This window comes from Vibrio harveyi, from assembly GCF_030060435.1.
In the GTDB taxonomy this organism is placed as follows: Bacteria; Pseudomonadota; Gammaproteobacteria; order Enterobacterales; family Vibrionaceae; genus Vibrio; species Vibrio harveyi.
Genome location: NZ_CP125875.1, coordinates 2,426,815 through 2,444,558, shown reverse-complemented (window position 1 = coordinate 2,444,558; position 17,744 = coordinate 2,426,815). Strand labels below are relative to the sequence as shown.

10 protein-coding genes, 1 other RNA gene and 1 pseudogene are annotated in these 17,744 nt (G+C 42.2%); 7 read left to right on the top strand and 5 right to left on the bottom strand.

From position 1 onward, the window contains the following. The first annotated feature begins 368 nt into the window (after window positions 1-368). The 5 genes from QMY49_RS11620 to QMY49_RS11600 are packed head-to-tail and all read left to right on the top strand — an operon-like array spanning window position 369 to window position 11,684. Window positions 369-1,562: a Druantia anti-phage system protein DruA gene (locus tag QMY49_RS11620; RefSeq protein WP_283311594.1), complete on the top strand. Its 1,194-nt coding sequence runs from the start codon at window positions 369-371 to the stop codon at window positions 1,560-1,562. Between the two features lie 27 nt (window positions 1,563-1,589). Continuing rightward, on the top strand, window positions 1,590-3,254 hold the full coding sequence (locus tag QMY49_RS11615) for a competence protein CoiA family protein (protein ID WP_283311592.1): 1,665 nt from the start codon (window positions 1,590-1,592) through the stop codon (window positions 3,252-3,254). After that, a complete protein-coding gene (locus QMY49_RS11610; protein WP_283311590.1) occupies window positions 3,251-5,116 on the top strand; it encodes a hypothetical protein in 1,866 nt (621 codons plus the stop codon). The genes QMY49_RS11615 and QMY49_RS11610 overlap by 4 nt, the downstream gene beginning before the upstream one ends. A 7-nt stretch (window positions 5,117-5,123) precedes the next feature. After that, window positions 5,124-6,158, top strand: a complete 1,035-nt coding sequence (locus QMY49_RS11605) for a hypothetical protein (RefSeq protein ID WP_283311587.1) — start codon at window positions 5,124-5,126, stop codon at window positions 6,156-6,158. An 18-nt stretch (window positions 6,159-6,176) separates the two neighbouring features. Then, the gene (locus QMY49_RS11600) at window positions 6,177-11,684 is read left to right on the top strand and encodes a DEAD/DEAH box helicase (RefSeq protein WP_283311584.1); all 5,508 of its coding nucleotides are present in this window, start codon (window positions 6,177-6,179) and stop codon (window positions 11,682-11,684) included. Window positions 11,685-11,970: 286 nt separating this feature from the next. Here QMY49_RS11600 and QMY49_RS11595 read toward each other — a convergent pair. The 3 genes and pseudogenes from QMY49_RS11595 to smpB form a co-directional block, all read right to left on the bottom strand. Further along, window positions 11,971-13,220: pseudogene (locus QMY49_RS11595) on the bottom strand (integrase domain-containing protein). Window positions 13,221-13,386: 166 nt separating this feature from the next. After that, window positions 13,387-13,754, bottom strand: a transfer-messenger RNA (tmRNA) gene (gene ssrA, locus QMY49_RS11590). 68 nt (window positions 13,755-13,822) lie between these two features. Next, window positions 13,823-14,308 carry an SsrA-binding protein SmpB gene (gene smpB, locus QMY49_RS11585; protein ID WP_005440253.1) on the bottom strand — a complete coding sequence of 162 codons (486 nt, stop codon included), beginning with the start codon at window positions 14,306-14,308 and terminating at the stop codon, window positions 13,823-13,825. A gap of 118 nt (window positions 14,309-14,426) precedes the next feature. Between smpB and QMY49_RS11580 the strand changes: the two genes are divergently transcribed. Further along, window positions 14,427-14,870 (top strand): SRPBCC family protein, encoded by a 444-nt coding sequence (locus QMY49_RS11580; protein ID WP_005447659.1) that lies wholly within the window; start codon window positions 14,427-14,429, stop codon window positions 14,868-14,870. Next, window positions 14,860-15,216: an RnfH family protein gene (locus QMY49_RS11575; RefSeq protein WP_283311581.1), complete on the top strand. Its 357-nt coding sequence runs from the start codon at window positions 14,860-14,862 to the stop codon at window positions 15,214-15,216. Before QMY49_RS11580 ends, QMY49_RS11575 begins: the two co-directional genes overlap by 11 nt. Before the next feature lie 135 nt (window positions 15,217-15,351). Here the strand turns inward: QMY49_RS11575 and bamE are convergent, their stop codons facing one another. Both bamE and recN read right to left on the bottom strand, forming a co-directional pair. Beyond that, window positions 15,352-15,711 (bottom strand): outer membrane protein assembly factor BamE, encoded by a 360-nt coding sequence (bamE, locus tag QMY49_RS11570; protein ID WP_005447656.1) that lies wholly within the window; start codon window positions 15,709-15,711, stop codon window positions 15,352-15,354. A gap of 249 nt (window positions 15,712-15,960) precedes the next feature. After that, on the bottom strand, window positions 15,961-17,625 hold the full coding sequence (recN, locus tag QMY49_RS11565; RefSeq protein WP_005447655.1) for a DNA repair protein RecN: 1,665 nt from the start codon (window positions 17,623-17,625) through the stop codon (window positions 15,961-15,963). Between the last annotated feature and the right edge of the window lie 119 nt (window positions 17,626-17,744).

The following is a 17,744-nucleotide window of genomic DNA, read 5'->3' as shown; positions in this document are numbered from 1 at the left end:
GTACTCAGCATCGCCTAGGTACTGATTGAGTGCTTTCCTCTTTAGCTGATTTGATATCAGATAGTGTGATGGAATGTCTTTGTTACATTATATTGTTTGCCAAAAATCCCCCCACCAACTCAACTCCTTGCATCATTAAAGCTTTGTCAATGATATTATACTGCTCAATTGGGAATTAGAACTAAGAAATTTAAACATACATTGTAATGATATTATGAAATTAGTGTATTATTGTCAGTGGTTTGGCCTGGTGAGCTTGAGTGGTTTAACTTTATGATTGCTATGGCTTTGTTGTTTAAATGGTCATTGAACGTTAAGTTGCATAGTAGTGTTATATACGTCTGAGCAACAAGATTATAAGAGCATATATGTCTAATACAGTCGTTAGTGTCAACTTAAAAGAAGCAAATCTCAAGCGAAAGCTCCGGGAGCACTTGCACTCCTTGGGGTTCACTAAATCAGAGAGTGGGATTTTGGTAGCGCCAGGGGATAGTAAAGATATCATACGCTCTCTACATAAAGCGCAAAGGCACGAAAGACTCGAAGCTAGTGAGAAGTTCGTTAAAAGCAAGCACGAAAGGCTATTGAAGTATTTTGCTTCAGGTGAAGAAGTGGTTCCGGATAAGATTTCACCAGTTCTAGAGCGTGTCGATTCAAGAAATTGGACTGGAGACTTGTTTAGATTGGCGTCACTCACATGGTCTGTCCCTGTTTCAAGTGGATTTGGTCGGCGTCTAAGATACTTGGTGTGGGATGAGTCAAACGGGAAGTTAATGGGCATTATTGCTATTGGAGACCCTGTATTTAACTTGGCTGTTAGGGATAATTTTATCGGTTGGAATACTAAGGATAGAAGTGCACGATTGGTTAATGTGATGGACGCTTATGTTTTAGGATCTGTTCCACCATACAACTCTCTGCTATGTGGTAAGTTGATCGCTAGTTTATTAAAAACTCGAGATTTATATGATGATTTTGCCTCTAAGTATGGAAACTCTACAGGAGTAATCTCACAGTCAGAAAAGAGTGCAAGACTTTTGGCAGTGACAACTTCATCCTCTATGGGACGTTCGTCGGTATACAACCGGTTAAAGCTTGAGGGTGAGGATTACTTAAAACCGCTCGGTTACACTGGTGGTTGGGGACACTTCCATATTCCAGAATGGCTTTTTAAAGAGTTACGAGAGTACTTACGTGAAAAAGATCATAGGTACGCGGATCAGTATGGGTTTGGTCAAGGTCCAAATTGGCGCTTAAGGGCAACAAAGGCGGCATTAAAGTACTTAGGGTTCAAAGACAACCTGCTTCGACACGGTATAAAGAGAGAAGTATTTATGTCTCAATTGGCCGAAAACAGTGTGGAGCTTCTATTGACCGGGGAAGGTGTTCCCGATCTCAGCAACTTAAAATCGGTGAAAGAGGTTTCTGAGTGTGCACTAGAGCGATGGGTGCTGCCCCGTTCTTATCGTGATACAAGATATCTAAACTGGAATTCCTCGTCTATTCTGGAGTTACTAAATATCAAAGGGACACCAACAGAAGATGATATTAATGCCGCATAGGAACTTCCAAAGTAAGCCATCAAGCAAATGAAATACGCAGTCAATAAGTTATCAGGCAAGATAGAGTTTGCGGAAAGTGCTAGCTGTTATGGTAAGTATATATGTCATGAGTGTAAAGCTCCGGTAAACCTAAGATCGGGTCCCAAAAGAAAGGCATACTTCGCTCACTGGCGTGGTTTTGGTTCGCCTAAGTGTGAAAACTTTGTCCCAGGTAATTCACATAGTGAGTGGCAGGGAACTTCCTCTCCTCAACAATCTAGTAGCCGCATGGAGTTGCGGCTAATTATTCCTAGCACTAACAATGCAGCATGGTATCTCGAACTAACAATACCTAGATGCAATAAAGCAAGCGCAACGGTTACTATCGATGTGGGGGGGCGATTTCAAATACTTGATATGAGAGGTATGAGCAATCCTCGTAGTGTTACCGCAGAACTCACAAGTAAGCCCTACCGAATAGTAGAGTTCTCAGGGCTACCTGATCCGCATTTTGTCCACGGTGTTGAAAAAGAGTGTAAGTCTCTTCGAGTATACGGAGCATCAGTGTTTACCTCAGTGGGCGATCATGAACGCAACGGATTCTCTCGTGCCAAAGAGTTGAGATATAGTGAAACTTTCGCAATGGTTTGGAGTCAGCCATCAACTCTATCCTTTCCTGATGAAATTGATGTTGATGTATTGCCCCATAGAGGAGAGTGGCATTTAGCTTTAGTTACAATTCCAGAACATTTGTCGACTAAGAATCGTGATTGGTTGAGAGAGTTTACTGGATTAGACGTTTCTTTACCGCATTCGTCTATAGAGGTGGTTTGGCCGTTCGATAGTTTTAAACTAAATATTGATGAGGTTGAGTGCGAGCAATCAAGCAATGTTTTGTTGGTTGCGAAAAACCTTTCTCAAGTACAGCAGTCAACTAGGACAGAAATGAGGGCTATTAGTCAAAGCGATTCCCTCTCGGTTGCTAGTTTAGTTGGTGTTAACAAGTTTTTTGCTTTCACTCCTCATAACTCGGATTTTGTAAGTCTTAGTTTGGGGGATAACTCCAATACCCATAAGTTTTTGTCTTTTTCTGAAGAGTTACCCAATCAACAGGAAATCAATTTCCCCACAGTGGATATTGTATTTAAAGGCCTAAAGAAAGAACCTGTCATTTTTCAACTGCACAGCTCAAATTGTCTGGAGTCAGTTCGTGAAGCTATCAGAACTGGGTATGACTTTGACTATTTATCAATACCTAATGGTGTTGAAGGTAGATTGAAAACCTACTTTTCGCAAGAGCAGTGTTTAGTTCTTAAGGGGGATGGGGGGGAAGCGCCTCACAATAACAATGCATTTGTCTTAGGGCAGACAGAAAACGACATATTGAGAGAAGCTCTCAATGATAGAAACTGTACAACTGAGCTCAATTTTGGAGGCTTTGGGTGCTTATATTTTTCTCACTTTGTTGATGGCAATGAAAATGATCTTTCTGATTTAGAGTTGCCTGCTTCCTTGCGACAGCGCTTAGTTTGCTATATGTCACAGTTATCTCTTCAGCCTAATGTGAGTCGTTTAAATGACATTGATTTAGTATCTACATTCGCAAAAATAAAGCCAAAAAAAGATTTAATCCCACATTATCGTTTACTCTCAAGGGACATTGTTTCATGTGGGCATCACTTTGAATTCACGAGAGATATATTTTTACCATGACTATCGAATTTAGTAGAGAAGCCAAAGAACGGATAGCTTCGCTAGGTCCAGCAGAAGTAACCAAGTTTATCGAAGAACTGCCGCAAAGCCTCCTTAGAAATGTTTTTAGAGCTCTTCCTAAAGTTGATGGTTTTCGACGTAACAGCATAGCTGAGTTCAAAGAGAAGCAAAAACGCTTTGTAATGCACCTTACTCATCATTCCCAATCGAAGGTCAATCATGATTGGTTCGTCTTTGCGAAAATATGGGAAATATGGGGAAAGGAGCACTTAGAAACTACCTTGCCTGAGATTGATAGCGGATGTGATGGTTGGCAGAACGCAAAGAACTTCTTCCGTGAACTCATTGATATTGCCCCTCAGGCGCCTCGTGAGGATGTAGAAAGGCTCTATTTGTTTAGCGGATTTGAAAATAGTGATGAAGTTCAGTTTTTAGTTTCACAATTCAAGTCAAAGTCCGAGATTAAGAGAGAGCAGTTAGTAACAGAGTTACCAAAGCGCCTCAAACATATCGAAGATAAACTAAAAAAGGCAGAAAGCAGTTTTAGGGAATCCGATGCATTACATGCTGAAGCAGAGTCTGAGTTTGATTCAATTGAGAGAAAGTTCAATGACATTCAGTTAGATTTGAGTGAAGCATCGCGTAAGTTTGAACAGTCAGAGCATAAGCTAGAATCTAGCTTTACCGCTTTGTCAAATAGCCAATCTCAACTGGAAGCTGACATAAAAGATCTATCTGTATCATTGTCAAAAATTGAGCAGGAACTAACGTCGATTGGTAAGCAACTCCAATCACAAAAATATAATAGTGATGTTATAAGTGATTTGTATAGCACTGTGAATGAGCTTGAGTCAAAGTATGAATCATTCTTCTCAAAGCTCAAAGATGATGACGGTAAAGAAATACAGCAACTAAGTGAAAAACTAGCCATGCTGGAAAATCAGGTAGAAAAAAATGACTTTAAAGATGGTGGTATGGTTTCACATCAAAGTGCTTTTAATAAGTTGTGCTCGGAATCAATTACTGTATTGAACTCGGTTACTGAGGCTTGTGAAGCTATTTCTTTAAATCTACAAGCTATTGGCTTTGTTAAGCGAGATGCTAATTCTATTGTGCGTCAGATAGTAGCAGCTTTGTCGTTAGGACAAGTTGTACAGTTTACAGGGGCTCTATCAGATTTGACTGCTGAGGCAGTGTCTTTAGCTATTGGAGGGAAGTGCGTACTTGAATGGAATGTGCCTGTTGGGCTGACAGATTGCAGCTACACAAAACAGTTCTTAGCCGAAGCAGCCTCCTGCAATGCAGGGTGTCTTGTACTAAAAGGGGTGAACTTATCTGCGTTTGAAGTTTATGGTTCCCCAATACGAGATATGGTGTTACATCGTCAGTTTTCACTTCCTACAAGAAACAATTTTCCTGTTGTTGCTTCAGTAAGGCATGGGGCTGCTGTTTTCCCTAACGGTGGTTCTATTTCAGAGCTAGGGCCTGTTATTAATACGGATGACCTGAAAGTTAGGGCTAAAAGTTCAAAAAGCACTGATTTTACATTTGGGGAACTTAACCATACTGAGTTAAAAGTCGAGTTAGAGCATCAGAAAAGGACTGTTCACGATTGTCTTGATGAATTAAATGACATTATACAAGATGTGGATTTTCACGGTGGGAACCTTTGGGTGAGGAGTGTAACTAGAGCTTATCAAACAATGCGTCGGATTCCGGGGGGGGCAGAAGATACGGATTTGTATTCTATATTGATGCTCTGGAGTTTACCGTGGGCTGAGTATTTAGGTGCAAAGACTGAAGATATTATCTTATTGGCTAAGCGGGATTTATTACAAACTGAAGATGAAGAGATGGTTTGAGTAAAATATGGAGCTTTCACCGGTATCTCAAAACGAAGTGTTAAAAGTTCTCGCCGAGAAGATACATTGCCATTTGCAGTGTGAAGGCTTAAGAATCTCGATTGTATCTGAATGTTTAAGGGCGGTTTTGTACTTTTATTCCTATAAAAGCCTACAAGAGTGTAACTGGAAACCGATACCGACAGTACGTTTAACAAGTAAAGCACGACAAAAGCTAAGTGTCTTTTGGGCAGACATAGGTAATCCCGGTAAAAGAGGTATATACCCATGTGTTGCTCAAGTATTAGATGGCTTGTTCGAACTTGGAGATTTGCACAAGTCTAGCGGTGGACATTGGCTGATTCCCCCAATGCACGCAATTAAGTGTGGAGATGATAAAGCTGTGCTGTTAGGTGGAGGGCCCATTCCGATTTTACCGGCGCAAATTGCTGACAAAGTTCGAGTTGTAGGGAGAGTTCGATTCATTGAGCATGTAAAAATTGAAGAACATGTTGAGGTTTGGCAGGTTAGTGATTGGATTGGTCACAATTTTAAACAGTTGAATAGCTGGGCTGAATCTTTGTTGAAAAAATGTATAGGTAACATGAGTGATTCAATACATGACTTTGGGCAAAACCATATTTACTTAAATGGTCGTTGGGTAGAATCAACGGCTATACCTAGTGATGTTAGCGGACATTTTGTTTGTAGAGTTAAGACCAAAAAATACTTCTCTTACTTTCTAGGGGAGTTCAAGAATAGCTCTTTGAATAGACTATCTTCATTGACTTCGCAAGAAGCTCGGAGACTTCGCTTTTATATCGACGCAGAGTCTAATAACCCAGTTGTTGTGAAAGCTAGCTATGTATCTAAAGAAATAATTAGACTGCAATTGGTTCGACCTTTGCCTATTGAAGAGTCAAAAGTGTTGCTACTTGGCTGGAGAGTGCCTGCTCTTAACGGGGAATACTCAAGAGCAGAGTATTTTGAGTTTCCAATAGAAGTTGTTCCAGTTATTCGAGAAGTGTTTGATAGGTTAAAAATCGTGTTGGCATTGGTATAAAAATATAAGGAGAAATCAATGAGCAGTTCATCCCAAATGAAGGGAGCAAGCGGCGTACATGATACGGTTGCCAATTTGAAAAAGAGTTTAAAGCAATACATCGAAGCACAATACCATATTCGCAATGAGCCACTTGTTGAGGAAAGAAATCTTTTACTAGAGCAAGAACCTACTATAGTGCAATCTCCTTATGTTGAAGCTACTCAGGTTTACAAGGTGGGCAATGTTTACAGCGCGCTTGATATTCCTAAAGCAGCGTCAAGTGCTTTAACTCAATTGGCGGATTTAGGTGTTGGCCTATACCCGCGCCCTTATGAGCATCAAACTCAAGCTCTGAATTCTTTTTTAGGTGAAGAATCAACGGATATCGTTGTCGCAACAGGTACAGGTTCAGGAAAGACAGAGAGCTTCCTTATGCCGATAATTGGCAACCTAGCAATTGAAGGCGAAGAAAGACCTGATTCAGCTAATCTACCAGGATGTAGGGCGATGCTTCTATATCCGATGAACGCACTGGTTAACGATCAGTTATCAAGAATACGAAGGTTGCTAGGAGATCCTAGGGCTGCACAAATTTTGAAAAATAAACGTTCAAGACCTATTAGATTTGGCAGTTATACAGGGCGTACTCCTTATCCAGGAAGCCGGAGTGGCAAAAAAGATGAGCAACTTATAAAACCCCTCTTTGAGAACTTTTACAGCAAGGTGATACATGAGCCGGAAGTGTTAGGAGAGTTGGAAAAAATTGGTCGTTGGCCGAGCAAGGACTTAGAAGGTTTTTACGCTTCTGATTTAGTTGAAGAGAGGGTATATGAGAATGGTAAAAGAAAAGGAAAGCAATACACTAGAAAAAACTGGAAAAATAGACTAAACACTCAACCTGGTGACAGAGAGCTCATGACGCGTCATGAGATACAACAAGAGTGCCCAGAGTTACTTATTACAAACTACTCGATGCTCGAGTATATGCTAATGCGCCCAATCGAAAGGGGAATATTTGAACAGACCCGAGACTGGCTGAAGGCTGACCCAAGTAACGAGTTTGTTTTAGTAATTGATGAAGCTCATATGTATCGAGGAACAGGAGGAGCGGAGGTTGCACTGTTAATTCGCCGTTTGTGTGCTCGTCTTGAAATTCCACGAGAACGTATGCGGTGTATTTTGACCAGTGCTAGTCTTGGGACTATTGAGGATGGCGTTCAGTTTGCATGTGATTTAACTGGTTTATCAATTGATTCAAAACGCAAGTTCAAGATTATCCAGGGAACTTCAGAAGAGAGAAGGGCCACATCAAAAACTTCTGATTTAGACGCAGAAGCATTAGCGGAGTTCGATTTAACCTCATTCCAAAATATTGCTAACGATACTAACAGAGCATCAATTGCTTTGGAGTCACTTGCTGAGAGATTAGGTTGGCAACAGCCTCCAGAAACAGATCTTGTCAAAATTAAAGACTGGCTATATCACAATCTGACAGGGTATGCGCCGTTAGAGGAGTTAATTAGCCAAGTATCAGGGAAAGCAGTTCAATTAGAGAGCTTAAGTCAGGAGTTGTTTAAGGGGGCAAATCACCCCATCGCCTCTAAGGCAACAGACTCTCTCTTAGCGTTGGGGTGTTATGCGAAAAGATCTTCTGATGGAAGAGTGCTGCTCCCAACTCGCCTACACCTGTTTCATCGAGGCTTACCTGGACTATTTGCATGTATAGATACTAATTGCTCTCAGCGGTTGAGTAAGATGCAAGATCCTATTCTTGGGCGGCTATATACGAAATCATTAAGGCAATGCTCTTGTGAAAGTAAAGCTCGAGTATATGAGTTGTTCACCCATCGTGATTGTGGCGCTGCTTTTATCCGAGGGTATGTTAGCTCTGACATGAACTTTTTATGGCATGAGTCAAATGGACCGTTGGTTGAAAGTGGTGCTGTAGATTTGATGCCTGTCGATATCTTAGTTGAAGATAAGGCACACCCGCGCAGTAGGCACAAAGATATGTGGTTACATGTGTCTAGTGGTAAGTTGCTAGATCGTTGTCCTCCGGATCCTAGTGGTTACCGTAAAGTTTGTGTTCCAGATAAGGTTGCGGCGGGAGAACCTCTCACATTTGATGAGTGTCCAGTTTGTATGCGCAATACAAACGCATCAAATGGTTCTATGTACAAGATAATGGACCATGTTACAAAGGGCGAGGCACCATTTACCACATTAGTCCGCACTCAAATGTCAAACCAACCGGCAAGCCGTGTTATAGATTCTAAACACCCTAATGGTGGCAGGAAAGTTTTGATTTTTTCTGATGGTAGACAGAAGGCAGCTCGTTTGGCGAGAGATATTCCTAGGGATATTGAGTTGGATGTTTTCCGTCAAGCAATCGCATTGGCATGTGTTCGTCTCCAAAGATCTTCGAGAGAAGCTCGCCCGAACAATAGTTTATATTTGGCCTTTTTATCTGTTTTGTCAGAACACGATCTCTCGATGTTTGATGGACGGGATGCTGCGAAAATAATCTCAGCTAGAGATGAGTTTTATAGAGATTACGAAGGAGAGCTTGATGAGGCTCTACAAGACAATTTTGAACCATCTGAGCCGCCGCCTAGCAGATACAAGGTAGCACTACTGAAGTTACTTTGCGGCAATTATTACTCCTTAATAGGGACTACCGTGGGCTTTATTAAGCCGACAGCAGCAAAGTCTAGACGTCTAAAAAGTGCTATTCAAAAGCTTAATTTGGGAGTTAGTGACGATGATGTAGTAGCCCTTTCTGTTGCCTGGATTGACTCACAACTAACCTCATTTGCGTTTGATTCATCTATAGATTCTTACTTCCGGTACAAAGCTGCTGGATACTCTAAACCTGGTTGGGGGAGTAGAGGATGTTTTGACAGAACTTTGAGAGAGGGCTTAATTCAAAGGCTCGCATGGACTGAAGACACTATAGATTCATTAGAGGAGACTTTTAGGCAGCAACTAGCTTCAAAGCATGGTGAAATGTGGTTTCTGTCACCAAACTCTCTTGTCATAAACATAGATTTATCTCACGTATGGACTCAATGTTCAGATTGTACATCTCTGATGCCTCTATCTTTTAAGGGGAATATTTGTTTATGTTGTGGTAGTAATGCTACTAGTCGAATTGATCCTAGTAGTGATACTTATATAACAGCGAGAAAAGGTTTCTGGCGCTCGCCAGTTGAAGAAGCCCTTGAGCATGGAGCTAGGTTATCAAATCTATCGGTTGAGGAGCATACGGCGCAGTTATCAAATAGGGATAGAAGCAGTGTGCACTCAACTACTGAGCTATATGAGCTGAGGTTTCAGGACGTTTTAATCCACGAAGATGACAGACCGATAGATGTATTAAGTTGTACAACTACGATGGAAGTAGGTGTAGATATTGGTTCTCTAACTGCAGTTTCACTACGTAATGTTCCACCTCAGCGCGAGAACTATCAACAAAGAGCTGGTCGTGCTGGCCGAAGAGGCTCTTCAGTTTCAACGGTAGTAACATACTGTCAAAATGGACCTCATGACAGCCATTATTTCCTCAATCCTGAAAAGATTGTTGCAGGGCCTCCAAGAACCCCTGAAGTAAAAGTAGATAATGCGAAAATTGCTATGAGGCATGTTCATTCGTATCTAATCCAAACTTTCTTTCAAGAAGTTTTGGATACAGGTACTTATAGGCCAAGTGAAGAAACTTCAATATTGGAAAAGGCACTAGGCAAAACAAGAGACTTTTTCTTTGCTTCTGGAGACAACAAACTAGATTTCAATACGTTTGATGAGTGGGTAAATAGAAAGGTGCTTGCTGAGGATGGCGACTTGAGAGCCTCTATACTCAGTTGGCTTCCGGTATCACTGGAAACAGGAAAACTCAGCCTTGAAGAATGGCTAGTTAGCACTGCTAGTCGTTTTATCGAAACTTTGAGATGTTTGGCGGATGAAATTCCAAATCAAATAGAGGCTGAAAGTGAAGATGCGGATGAAACATTGGCAGTAAATGAGTTGGAGCAAGAAGAACTACTCGACTTTTTGTTCTTCCATGATTTATTGCCTAGTTATGCATTTCCAACAAGTTTAAGTAGTTTCCTGGTTGAAGCACTAGAAAAAGTGAATTCCTCAACTTGGAAAGTTAAAACGATACAGAGACCTCAGCAGGATATTTCCAAAGCTCTAAGTGAATATGCTCCAGGTCGATTGATTGTGATCGATAAGTATACTTATCGTTCAGGAGGTGTCTTTGCAGACATGCCTTCTTTTGAAGTTAATCGAGCAAGACCGTTATTCCAAGAGGCCAAAAAGCTGGTTTATTGTGAAGAGTGTTCATTTGTTAGAGATCCACATGCAACAGAAGTTGACCATCTAATTTGTCCAGTTTGTTCAGGGAACCTTCAAGAGGAGACTATGATTCAGCCTGAAGTTTTTGGACCAGAAAATGCTAAATATTTACCTGAAGAGGATCGAGAGCAAGAGATTACATTTGCTACAATGGCGCAATTTCCTCAGCCAGTGAATGAGCAGGAATTCGTGTTTCGAGAGTGTGGTCCTAATGCTAGCTATACACATGCTCAAGGTCAGCGATTAGTAACAGTCAACCGGGGTAAAAGTGATAGTGAACTTGGTGGTTTCTCTGTTTGTGTAGATTGTGGTGCTGCAAAAGTTTTCGATGATGATTTGCAAACGACAGGTGAACATGAGCGCCCTTATAAGACATTAGCACCAAAAGGAACTCCTAAGTTATGCTCTGGTGAATATAAACGTGTTCTTTTGGGGCATGATTTCAAAACAGACTTACTGCTTATTCGGCTTAGAATCTCAGCCCCATTGATTACGGATACATCGAATGTAATTTCATTACATATATTAGAAGATGCGTTGCACTCTGTAGCGGAAGCTCTTCGTTTGGCTGCGAGTAGGCATCGCCAACTAGATGTAGACCCGGCAGAGTTTGGCTCAGGATTTAGAGTTGTCCCTGCTCTTCAAGGGACGGAAAGGCTAATAGATCTATTCTTATATGACACTTTGTCCGGTGGTGCGGGCTATGCAGAGATAGCAGCTAAGAACTTGGATGAGATATTGAGAGATACTCTTAGCTTATTAGAAGAGTGTGAATGTGATACATCATGTACCGACTGTCTAAACCACTTTCATAACCAGCATATTCAGAATAGGCTTGATAGGAGACTAGGAGCCTCATTATTGAGGTATGTTGTTTATGGAGAAATCCCTGAGATAGCTAATCACGATGAACAGGCAATGAACTTGTCACAGCTATGTGCATTGCTTGAACTGGATGGTTACAAGTGTGTAGAAGGTAAAAGCTCAAAGAGTCCGATTTTAGTAGAGTATAAGGGGAAAACTGTAACAATAGGTAGTTACCCTGGTCTATTAGATAGAAGTGGACTCACACACGCAGTTTTAGAGGAGAGAAAAGCAGACGAGGTAATGTTGATTAATGAGTATCTGCTTAAGTCTAATCAGCCAGAGATACACTTAGGAGTCCGAACTCTATTTACGTGTCCGTAGAACGAAAATTGTATTGAGTTAGTTAGAGGGGGACTCCCCCTCTAACTTATGACGCGGAGAAGCCAAAGATTAGCTGTAGAGCCTGTACTCAATTGGTATTGCTGAAAAGCAGGATGCCCAGCACCAAGGTGAGCCCAAAGCTCAATTGTGTCTAAAATTTCATCGATATTTTTGCCCCAATAGCTTACTTTTAAGTCATAGACTAAATAGCTGGCTCCTAGCCAACCTCAGACCGAAATATCTAAAGTGACTTTAGGTCTTTATGTATACTCTTTGGGGATGCGTGTTAGGCTGATAAGTTGATGACTTTTAGATGTTTAGCCCCTGTAATAGATAAACTCCCCTTCGCTGCATTTTCGATATGTTCACTCCACCAAGCCATCATCGAGCGGCGACGTTCTAGGTAGTCAGTGCGGTTGTAGATGCCACGTATTTTATTTTCGTCGACGTGGGCTAGGGCTGCCTCTATAAGGTCTGGGTCAAGAGCTTGTTCATTAAGAGTTGTGCTTGCTAATGACCTTAGCCCATGACTCACTAACCTACCTGCAAACCCCATTTTTTTAGCGCCATATTAGCTGTTTGGCTGTTACATGGCTTCTTAGGATCTCTGTCTGAGGGAAAGATAAACTCTCGGTGCCCACTGATCGGTTTCATCACTTCTAAAAGCGCTAGCATCTGCTCAGTGAGTGGAATGCGGTGCACTCTTCTTTTTTTCATTCTACCTTTGGGAATGATCCAAACCTTATTATCTAAATCTAATTCATCCCACCGTGCTCCTGACGCTTCTGAAGGACGAGTCATAGTGTGTAATTGCCCCTCTATCAAACAACGTGTAGTGCGCTTGATACTAGCGTTAGCTATTGCATTCATAAGTTCTGGTAGTTCAACAGGCGTTAACGCTGCCATATTTTCTTTTTTGGGTTTTTTGAAGGCAGCTTTTATACCAGTTAGAGGGTTGGCTTGGATTAGTCCGCAGTTTGTAGCAAAGTTCATTATTTCGTTGAGGCGTTGAGATAATCGTTTAACCGTCTCTAAACTGCCTTTAGCTTCTATAGGCTTTAGAAGCTCAATAACCTTTGGTGCTGTTATGTCTTTTACAGGTATGTCAGACAAATGTGGGAATACGTGTAATTCCAATGATCTCCAAATATTGACAGCGTAATCTGGGGTGACATCGTGCTTTTTGATTTCGAACCAATCTTCAGAAACTTTTAAGAACGTGTGCACGTGGTTCTCTTTGTATTCTTGTAGCTTGCGCTTTCTTTCTTCTTGAGGATCTATACCTTGAGCGATCAGCTCTTTTGCTTCCATAGAGCTTTTTCTTGCTTGTACAAGAGAAACATCTGGATACCTTCCCAAGTTCAGATTAGTGCGTTTACCATTGGTCGGGCGGTAGTAATTTAACTGCCATTGTTTTGAGCCACTAGGAAGTACTCTTAACTTCAACCCTTGACCGTCTACTAAATTATATTCTTTGTCTTTGGGCTTCGCGTTTTTGACTTCGGTTGCTGTCAGAGGTTTTGTTTGTCTTGGCATGGTTAGGAACCAAAAGTTAGGAATACAATATCAAGGTTCCTACATTGGTTACTAAAACTCAAAGATGTGGGTAGATGTCTGTAGATGTTAGTGTGCTGTAACTTATTGATTTTTGGTTGTTGTGGGCACAAAAAAAGACGTCCGTGGACGTCTTTAGATGTTGAATTGGTGGAGCTGGCGGGAGTTGAACCCGCGTCCGAAAACCTTTCATCATTGGTACTACATGCTTAGTCGATCTTTAAATTCACCACCCACCTGCGAACCGACACGCTAATGAATGACTATCCTGAATTAAAATTCGCCGTTCATCTCTCAGGCGGGAGAATCCGGGCTAGCGCGTTTGGGTTTGATCCCTCGTTGGTCCCCGTCTTACGTGCGGAAGCTAGGGCGAGAGAGCTCTGAGCAGGTTATTAAGCTGCTAGTGCGTAGTTTTCGTCGTTTGCGACTATTTTTTTGCGGTTTGTTAACGAGGCCTACCGCACCTCGGCATGCACCTCAGACTTCTGAATTCCCGTCGAATCCTAAATCAGCCCCAGAGGTAATATCGGCATAGTAACAGAAAAGCCTAAGCTGTCCAGTACTATGCGTCTAAGTGGTCAAGTTTAACGCAGTGAACTCTTCATCACGCGTGCTTTTTCACGAGCCCAGTCTTTTTCTTTCAGATCGGTACGTTTGTCGTGAAGTTTTTTACCTTTCGCAACACCGATTTTGATCTTCACCCAAGAGCGAGACCAGTACAGTGACAATGCGGCTAGCGTCATACCTTCACGGTTGATGCGACCAAGAAGGTTGTCGAGTTCACGACGACTCATCAATAGTTTGCGCACACGTGTAGGGTTTGCGACAACGTGAGTAGAAGCTTGGTTAAGAGGCGTGATGGTCATTCCGCTGACAAAGGCTTCTCCGTCACGCATGAAAACGTAGCTTTCAGCGATATTGGCTTTACCTTGGCGAAGTGCTTTCACTTCCCAGCCTTGTAGCTCCAAGCCTGCTTCAATTTCATCGTCAATGAAGTATTCGTGGCGAGCTTTTTTATTCAGCGCGATAGTGTTGCTACCCGCTTTTTGCTTTGATTTTTTCTTTACCATAATGGACTCATTATACGGGTTGGATATGGGTTAGGAAATCCTTTTATTTGCGCTATCGTGGAATAAAAGTAGAATTGGCACAAGCCTTAAACATGTACGCGTATCGATAGGAGTGTGTATGAAGCAAATCAGCCGTTCTGCCTTGGTGTCTTTTAGTGCAGAGCAGATGTTCGATCTGGTCAATGATGTTTCTAAGTATCCTGAGTTTCTACCTGGTTGTTCAGGTTCACGAATCATTGAGTCTTCGGACGATGGTATGGTGGCTTCTGTCGATGTAGCAAAAGCAGGTATCAGTAAGACATTTACAACCTCTAACGAGATTATTCCGGGTCAAGCGATCATGATGAATTTGGTCGATGGTCCATTTAAGACACTGCGTGGTGGTTGGATCTTCACTGCTTTGGATGAGCAGGCGTGTAAAGTGGAACTGAAGCTTGAGTTTGAATTCTCAAGCAAGATGATCGAAATGGCTTTCGGCAAGATTTTTAATGAGCTAACCAATAACATGGTGAATGCTTTTACCAAACGCGCGAAACAGGTGTACGAGTGCTATGAGTATTGAGTCGGACATGATTCACGTGGAAGTGGTTTATGCGCTTCCTCAAGAGCAGCGTGTATTCAATTTGGTGGTAAACAATCAAGCAACGGTTGAAGATATTATCCGCCAGTCGGGTGTGCTTGAGCTATACCCTGAGATTGATTTGAAGAAGAATAAAGTCGGTGTTTACAGCCGTAACGTGCGATTAGATGCAACGGTACGCGACAAGGACCGTATCGAGATTTACCGCCCACTATTGGCAGATCCAAAAGAGATTCGTCGTAAACGAGCGGAGCAAGCAAAAGCCGCTGGTAGTGCAGACCCTGTGACAGGCGGTAAGCCCAATGTTTTGAGAAAAGCTGAGGAATAATGCTTTTGATTACGAACAACGCCTCCCAATTGGGAGGTGTTATTTTTTGTGGGGCGAACTTTCCTTGCTCTGTTGAGCAGAAATAAAAAAGCCTCCGTCAGGAGGCTTTAAGAATACTGTGAAAATAAAGGTTGCTTACTGAATCTTCTCGTAAAATGCATCGCTTTTCGGGTAGTCACCAGTGATGTCTGCCAGCGTGCCTTGGTCGTTAAACTGAACGATAAGATCTTTTTGCACTGAGTCACCGTGACCAGGAGTGTGGTGGTAAATGTAGTACCACGTATTCGGGTAGCCATTTTCAACCAACATAGGTGAACCAAGAACGTAGCGAACCTGTGCTTTAGTCATCCCAAACTTTAATTTATCAACCGCACTTTGTTCTACGTAGTTGCCTTGGTTGATATCAATGCGATAAACCAGTTTTTCCAATACCGAACATCCTGTCAGCAATGTCATTGCTAATGGTACGGCAACTAACCACTTCTTTAATTGCATAATAATTTCTTAGTAACCTTTAAAATACTGCGCTGATAATAAACAAGCTCGACGCAGATGTAAAAAGCTATGCGTCGTATGGTAGGGAATCTGACAACGAATTTTGAGTTGAGTTGCATTTATTCGCTGAGATTGAACAATAATTGGCGGAACATTGCGCATTCGTTTAGCGAAAAGCAAAAGTACTGGGGCAGTTGAAATGGGAGAGAGCCACTGAACTGGTTGATATGCGGTGGCTCAGTAATAATCTTAAGCAGCGATAAGCAGTTCTTTAGCATTTGCCAATGTGGAATCTGTAATTTGACTACCACCAAGTAGACGAGCTAATTCTGCCACACGTTGCTCTTTATCTAGTGAGCGCATTTGTGTTTCAGTTTGACCACCTTTGGTGTGTTTTGCGACAAACATTTGCTGATGACCACAACCTGCGACTTGAGGTAAGTGGGTGACACACATTACTTGGGTCGACTCTCCTAGTTTGCGCAGCATCTTACCGACAACAGCAGCGGTTGGACCACTGATACCTACGTCTACTTCATCGAAGATCAAGCTTGGAGTATCTACTTTCTGCGCGGTGATCACTTGGATGGCTAATGAGATACGTGATAGCTCACCACCCGATGCCACTTTAGCGATGGGTTGCAATGGCTGACCTGGGTTGGTTGAAACCAAGAAGCAGACGCTGTCCATTCCCAGCGGTGATGGGTGGGTATTTTCGTTGTTCACTTCAATGCTGAATACCGCTTTCTCCATGCTCAATTCGTGCATGCTTTGTGTGATCAGTTTGTTCAACTCTTTTGCGTAGCGACTGCGTGATTTGTGCAGTTTTTCCGCTTGGGTCAAGAAGCTTTGATATTTTTGTTCAACTTCTTGAGCGAGTTCATCCAAACGTTCATCAGAGCAATCGAGCGCTTCGATTTGAGCCAACAGATCTTGATGGTGTTGATATAGCTCATCAGGCATAACGTGGTGTTTACGAGCCATTGACATCACTTTAGAAAAGCGTTCTTCGACATAAGCCATGCGACCCGGATCGACATCAATGCCATCAAGGTAGCTGCGAAGTTCGTTTTTAGTTTCTTCTAGCTGGATCATTGCTTCTGCCAGCATATTTGGTAGCTCTGCTAATTTCTCATCCAATTCAGCTAATTGAATTAGGGAGTGATTGGCCGATTGCAAAATACCAAGCGCATTGACTTCTTCACCTTCGTAAATAAGTTCGATGGCTTGCTGACAGGTAGCGGCAAGTTCACCGCTATTGGACAGTCGTTTGTGCTCTTGTTCGAGCTCTGCGAATTCTTCTTCACCTAGCGATAACTCATTCAGTTCTTTGATTTGGTATTCGAGCAACTGCTTTTGTGCCTGATTTTGCTGGCTGTTCTCTTTTAGTTGCTTGAGGTTATTGTCTGCCTGACGCCAATGCTGGTAAGCACTGCGTGTGCCTTTTAATAGGTTTAAATGTCCTGCATATTGGTCAAGCATTGCCATTTGGTGCTCGCTCTTCATCAATTGATGATGTGCGTGCTGTCCATGGATGTTGATCAACAACTGCCCAAGAGATTTGAGTTGTGAAAGTGGGACTGGGCTGCCGTTGATGAAGGCTCTAGAGCGACCTTCTTTGGTGATGATGCGACGCAAGATACACTCGCTGCCATCAAGCAGGTCGTTATCTTCTAGCCAACGCGTTGCGTGTAGATTGTTATCCAGTAAAAAGGCAGCGCTGACTTCTGTTTTCTCTTCGCCTTGGCGCACCATACCTGCATCGGCACGTCCGCCTAAACAAAGACCTAACGCATCAATTGCAATAGACTTACCTGCACCTGTTTCACCAGTAATGGTGGTCATGCCCTTTGAAAGCTCGAGCTGTAAAGACTTAACAATCGCAAAATTATTAACACTTAGATGAGCCAGCATTTTTATTTACCTGTATAACTGAACAATACTGTATAAGAAAACAGTATATACTGTTTCTTTATACAGTAAAGTCAGGTGCGGTATTTTTTCTTAAAGAAGCGGCTTTTTGTGATGAAGAG

Coding starts and splice junctions, on each gene's coding strand:
- QMY49_RS11620 (WP_283311594.1), top strand. CDS start 369: ATGTCTAATACAGTCGTTAGTGTCAACTTAAAAGAAGCAAATCTCAAG.
- QMY49_RS11615 (WP_283311592.1), top strand. CDS start 1,590: ATGAAATACGCAGTCAATAAGTTATCAGGCAAGATAGAGTTTGCGGAA.
- QMY49_RS11610 (WP_283311590.1), top strand. CDS start 3,251: ATGACTATCGAATTTAGTAGAGAAGCCAAAGAACGGATAGCTTCGCTA.
- QMY49_RS11605 (WP_283311587.1), top strand. CDS start 5,124: ATGGAGCTTTCACCGGTATCTCAAAACGAAGTGTTAAAAGTTCTCGCC.
- QMY49_RS11600 (WP_283311584.1), top strand. CDS start 6,177: ATGAGCAGTTCATCCCAAATGAAGGGAGCAAGCGGCGTACATGATACG.
- smpB (WP_005440253.1), bottom strand. CDS start 14,308: ATGGTAAAGAAAAAATCAAAGCAAAAAGCGGGTAGCAACACTATCGCG.
- QMY49_RS11580 (WP_005447659.1), top strand. CDS start 14,427: ATGAAGCAAATCAGCCGTTCTGCCTTGGTGTCTTTTAGTGCAGAGCAG.
- QMY49_RS11575 (WP_283311581.1), top strand. CDS start 14,860: ATGAGTATTGAGTCGGACATGATTCACGTGGAAGTGGTTTATGCGCTT.
- bamE (WP_005447656.1), bottom strand. CDS start 15,711: ATGCAATTAAAGAAGTGGTTAGTTGCCGTACCATTAGCAATGACATTG.
- recN (WP_005447655.1), bottom strand. CDS start 17,625: ATGCTGGCTCATCTAAGTGTTAATAATTTTGCGATTGTTAAGTCTTTA.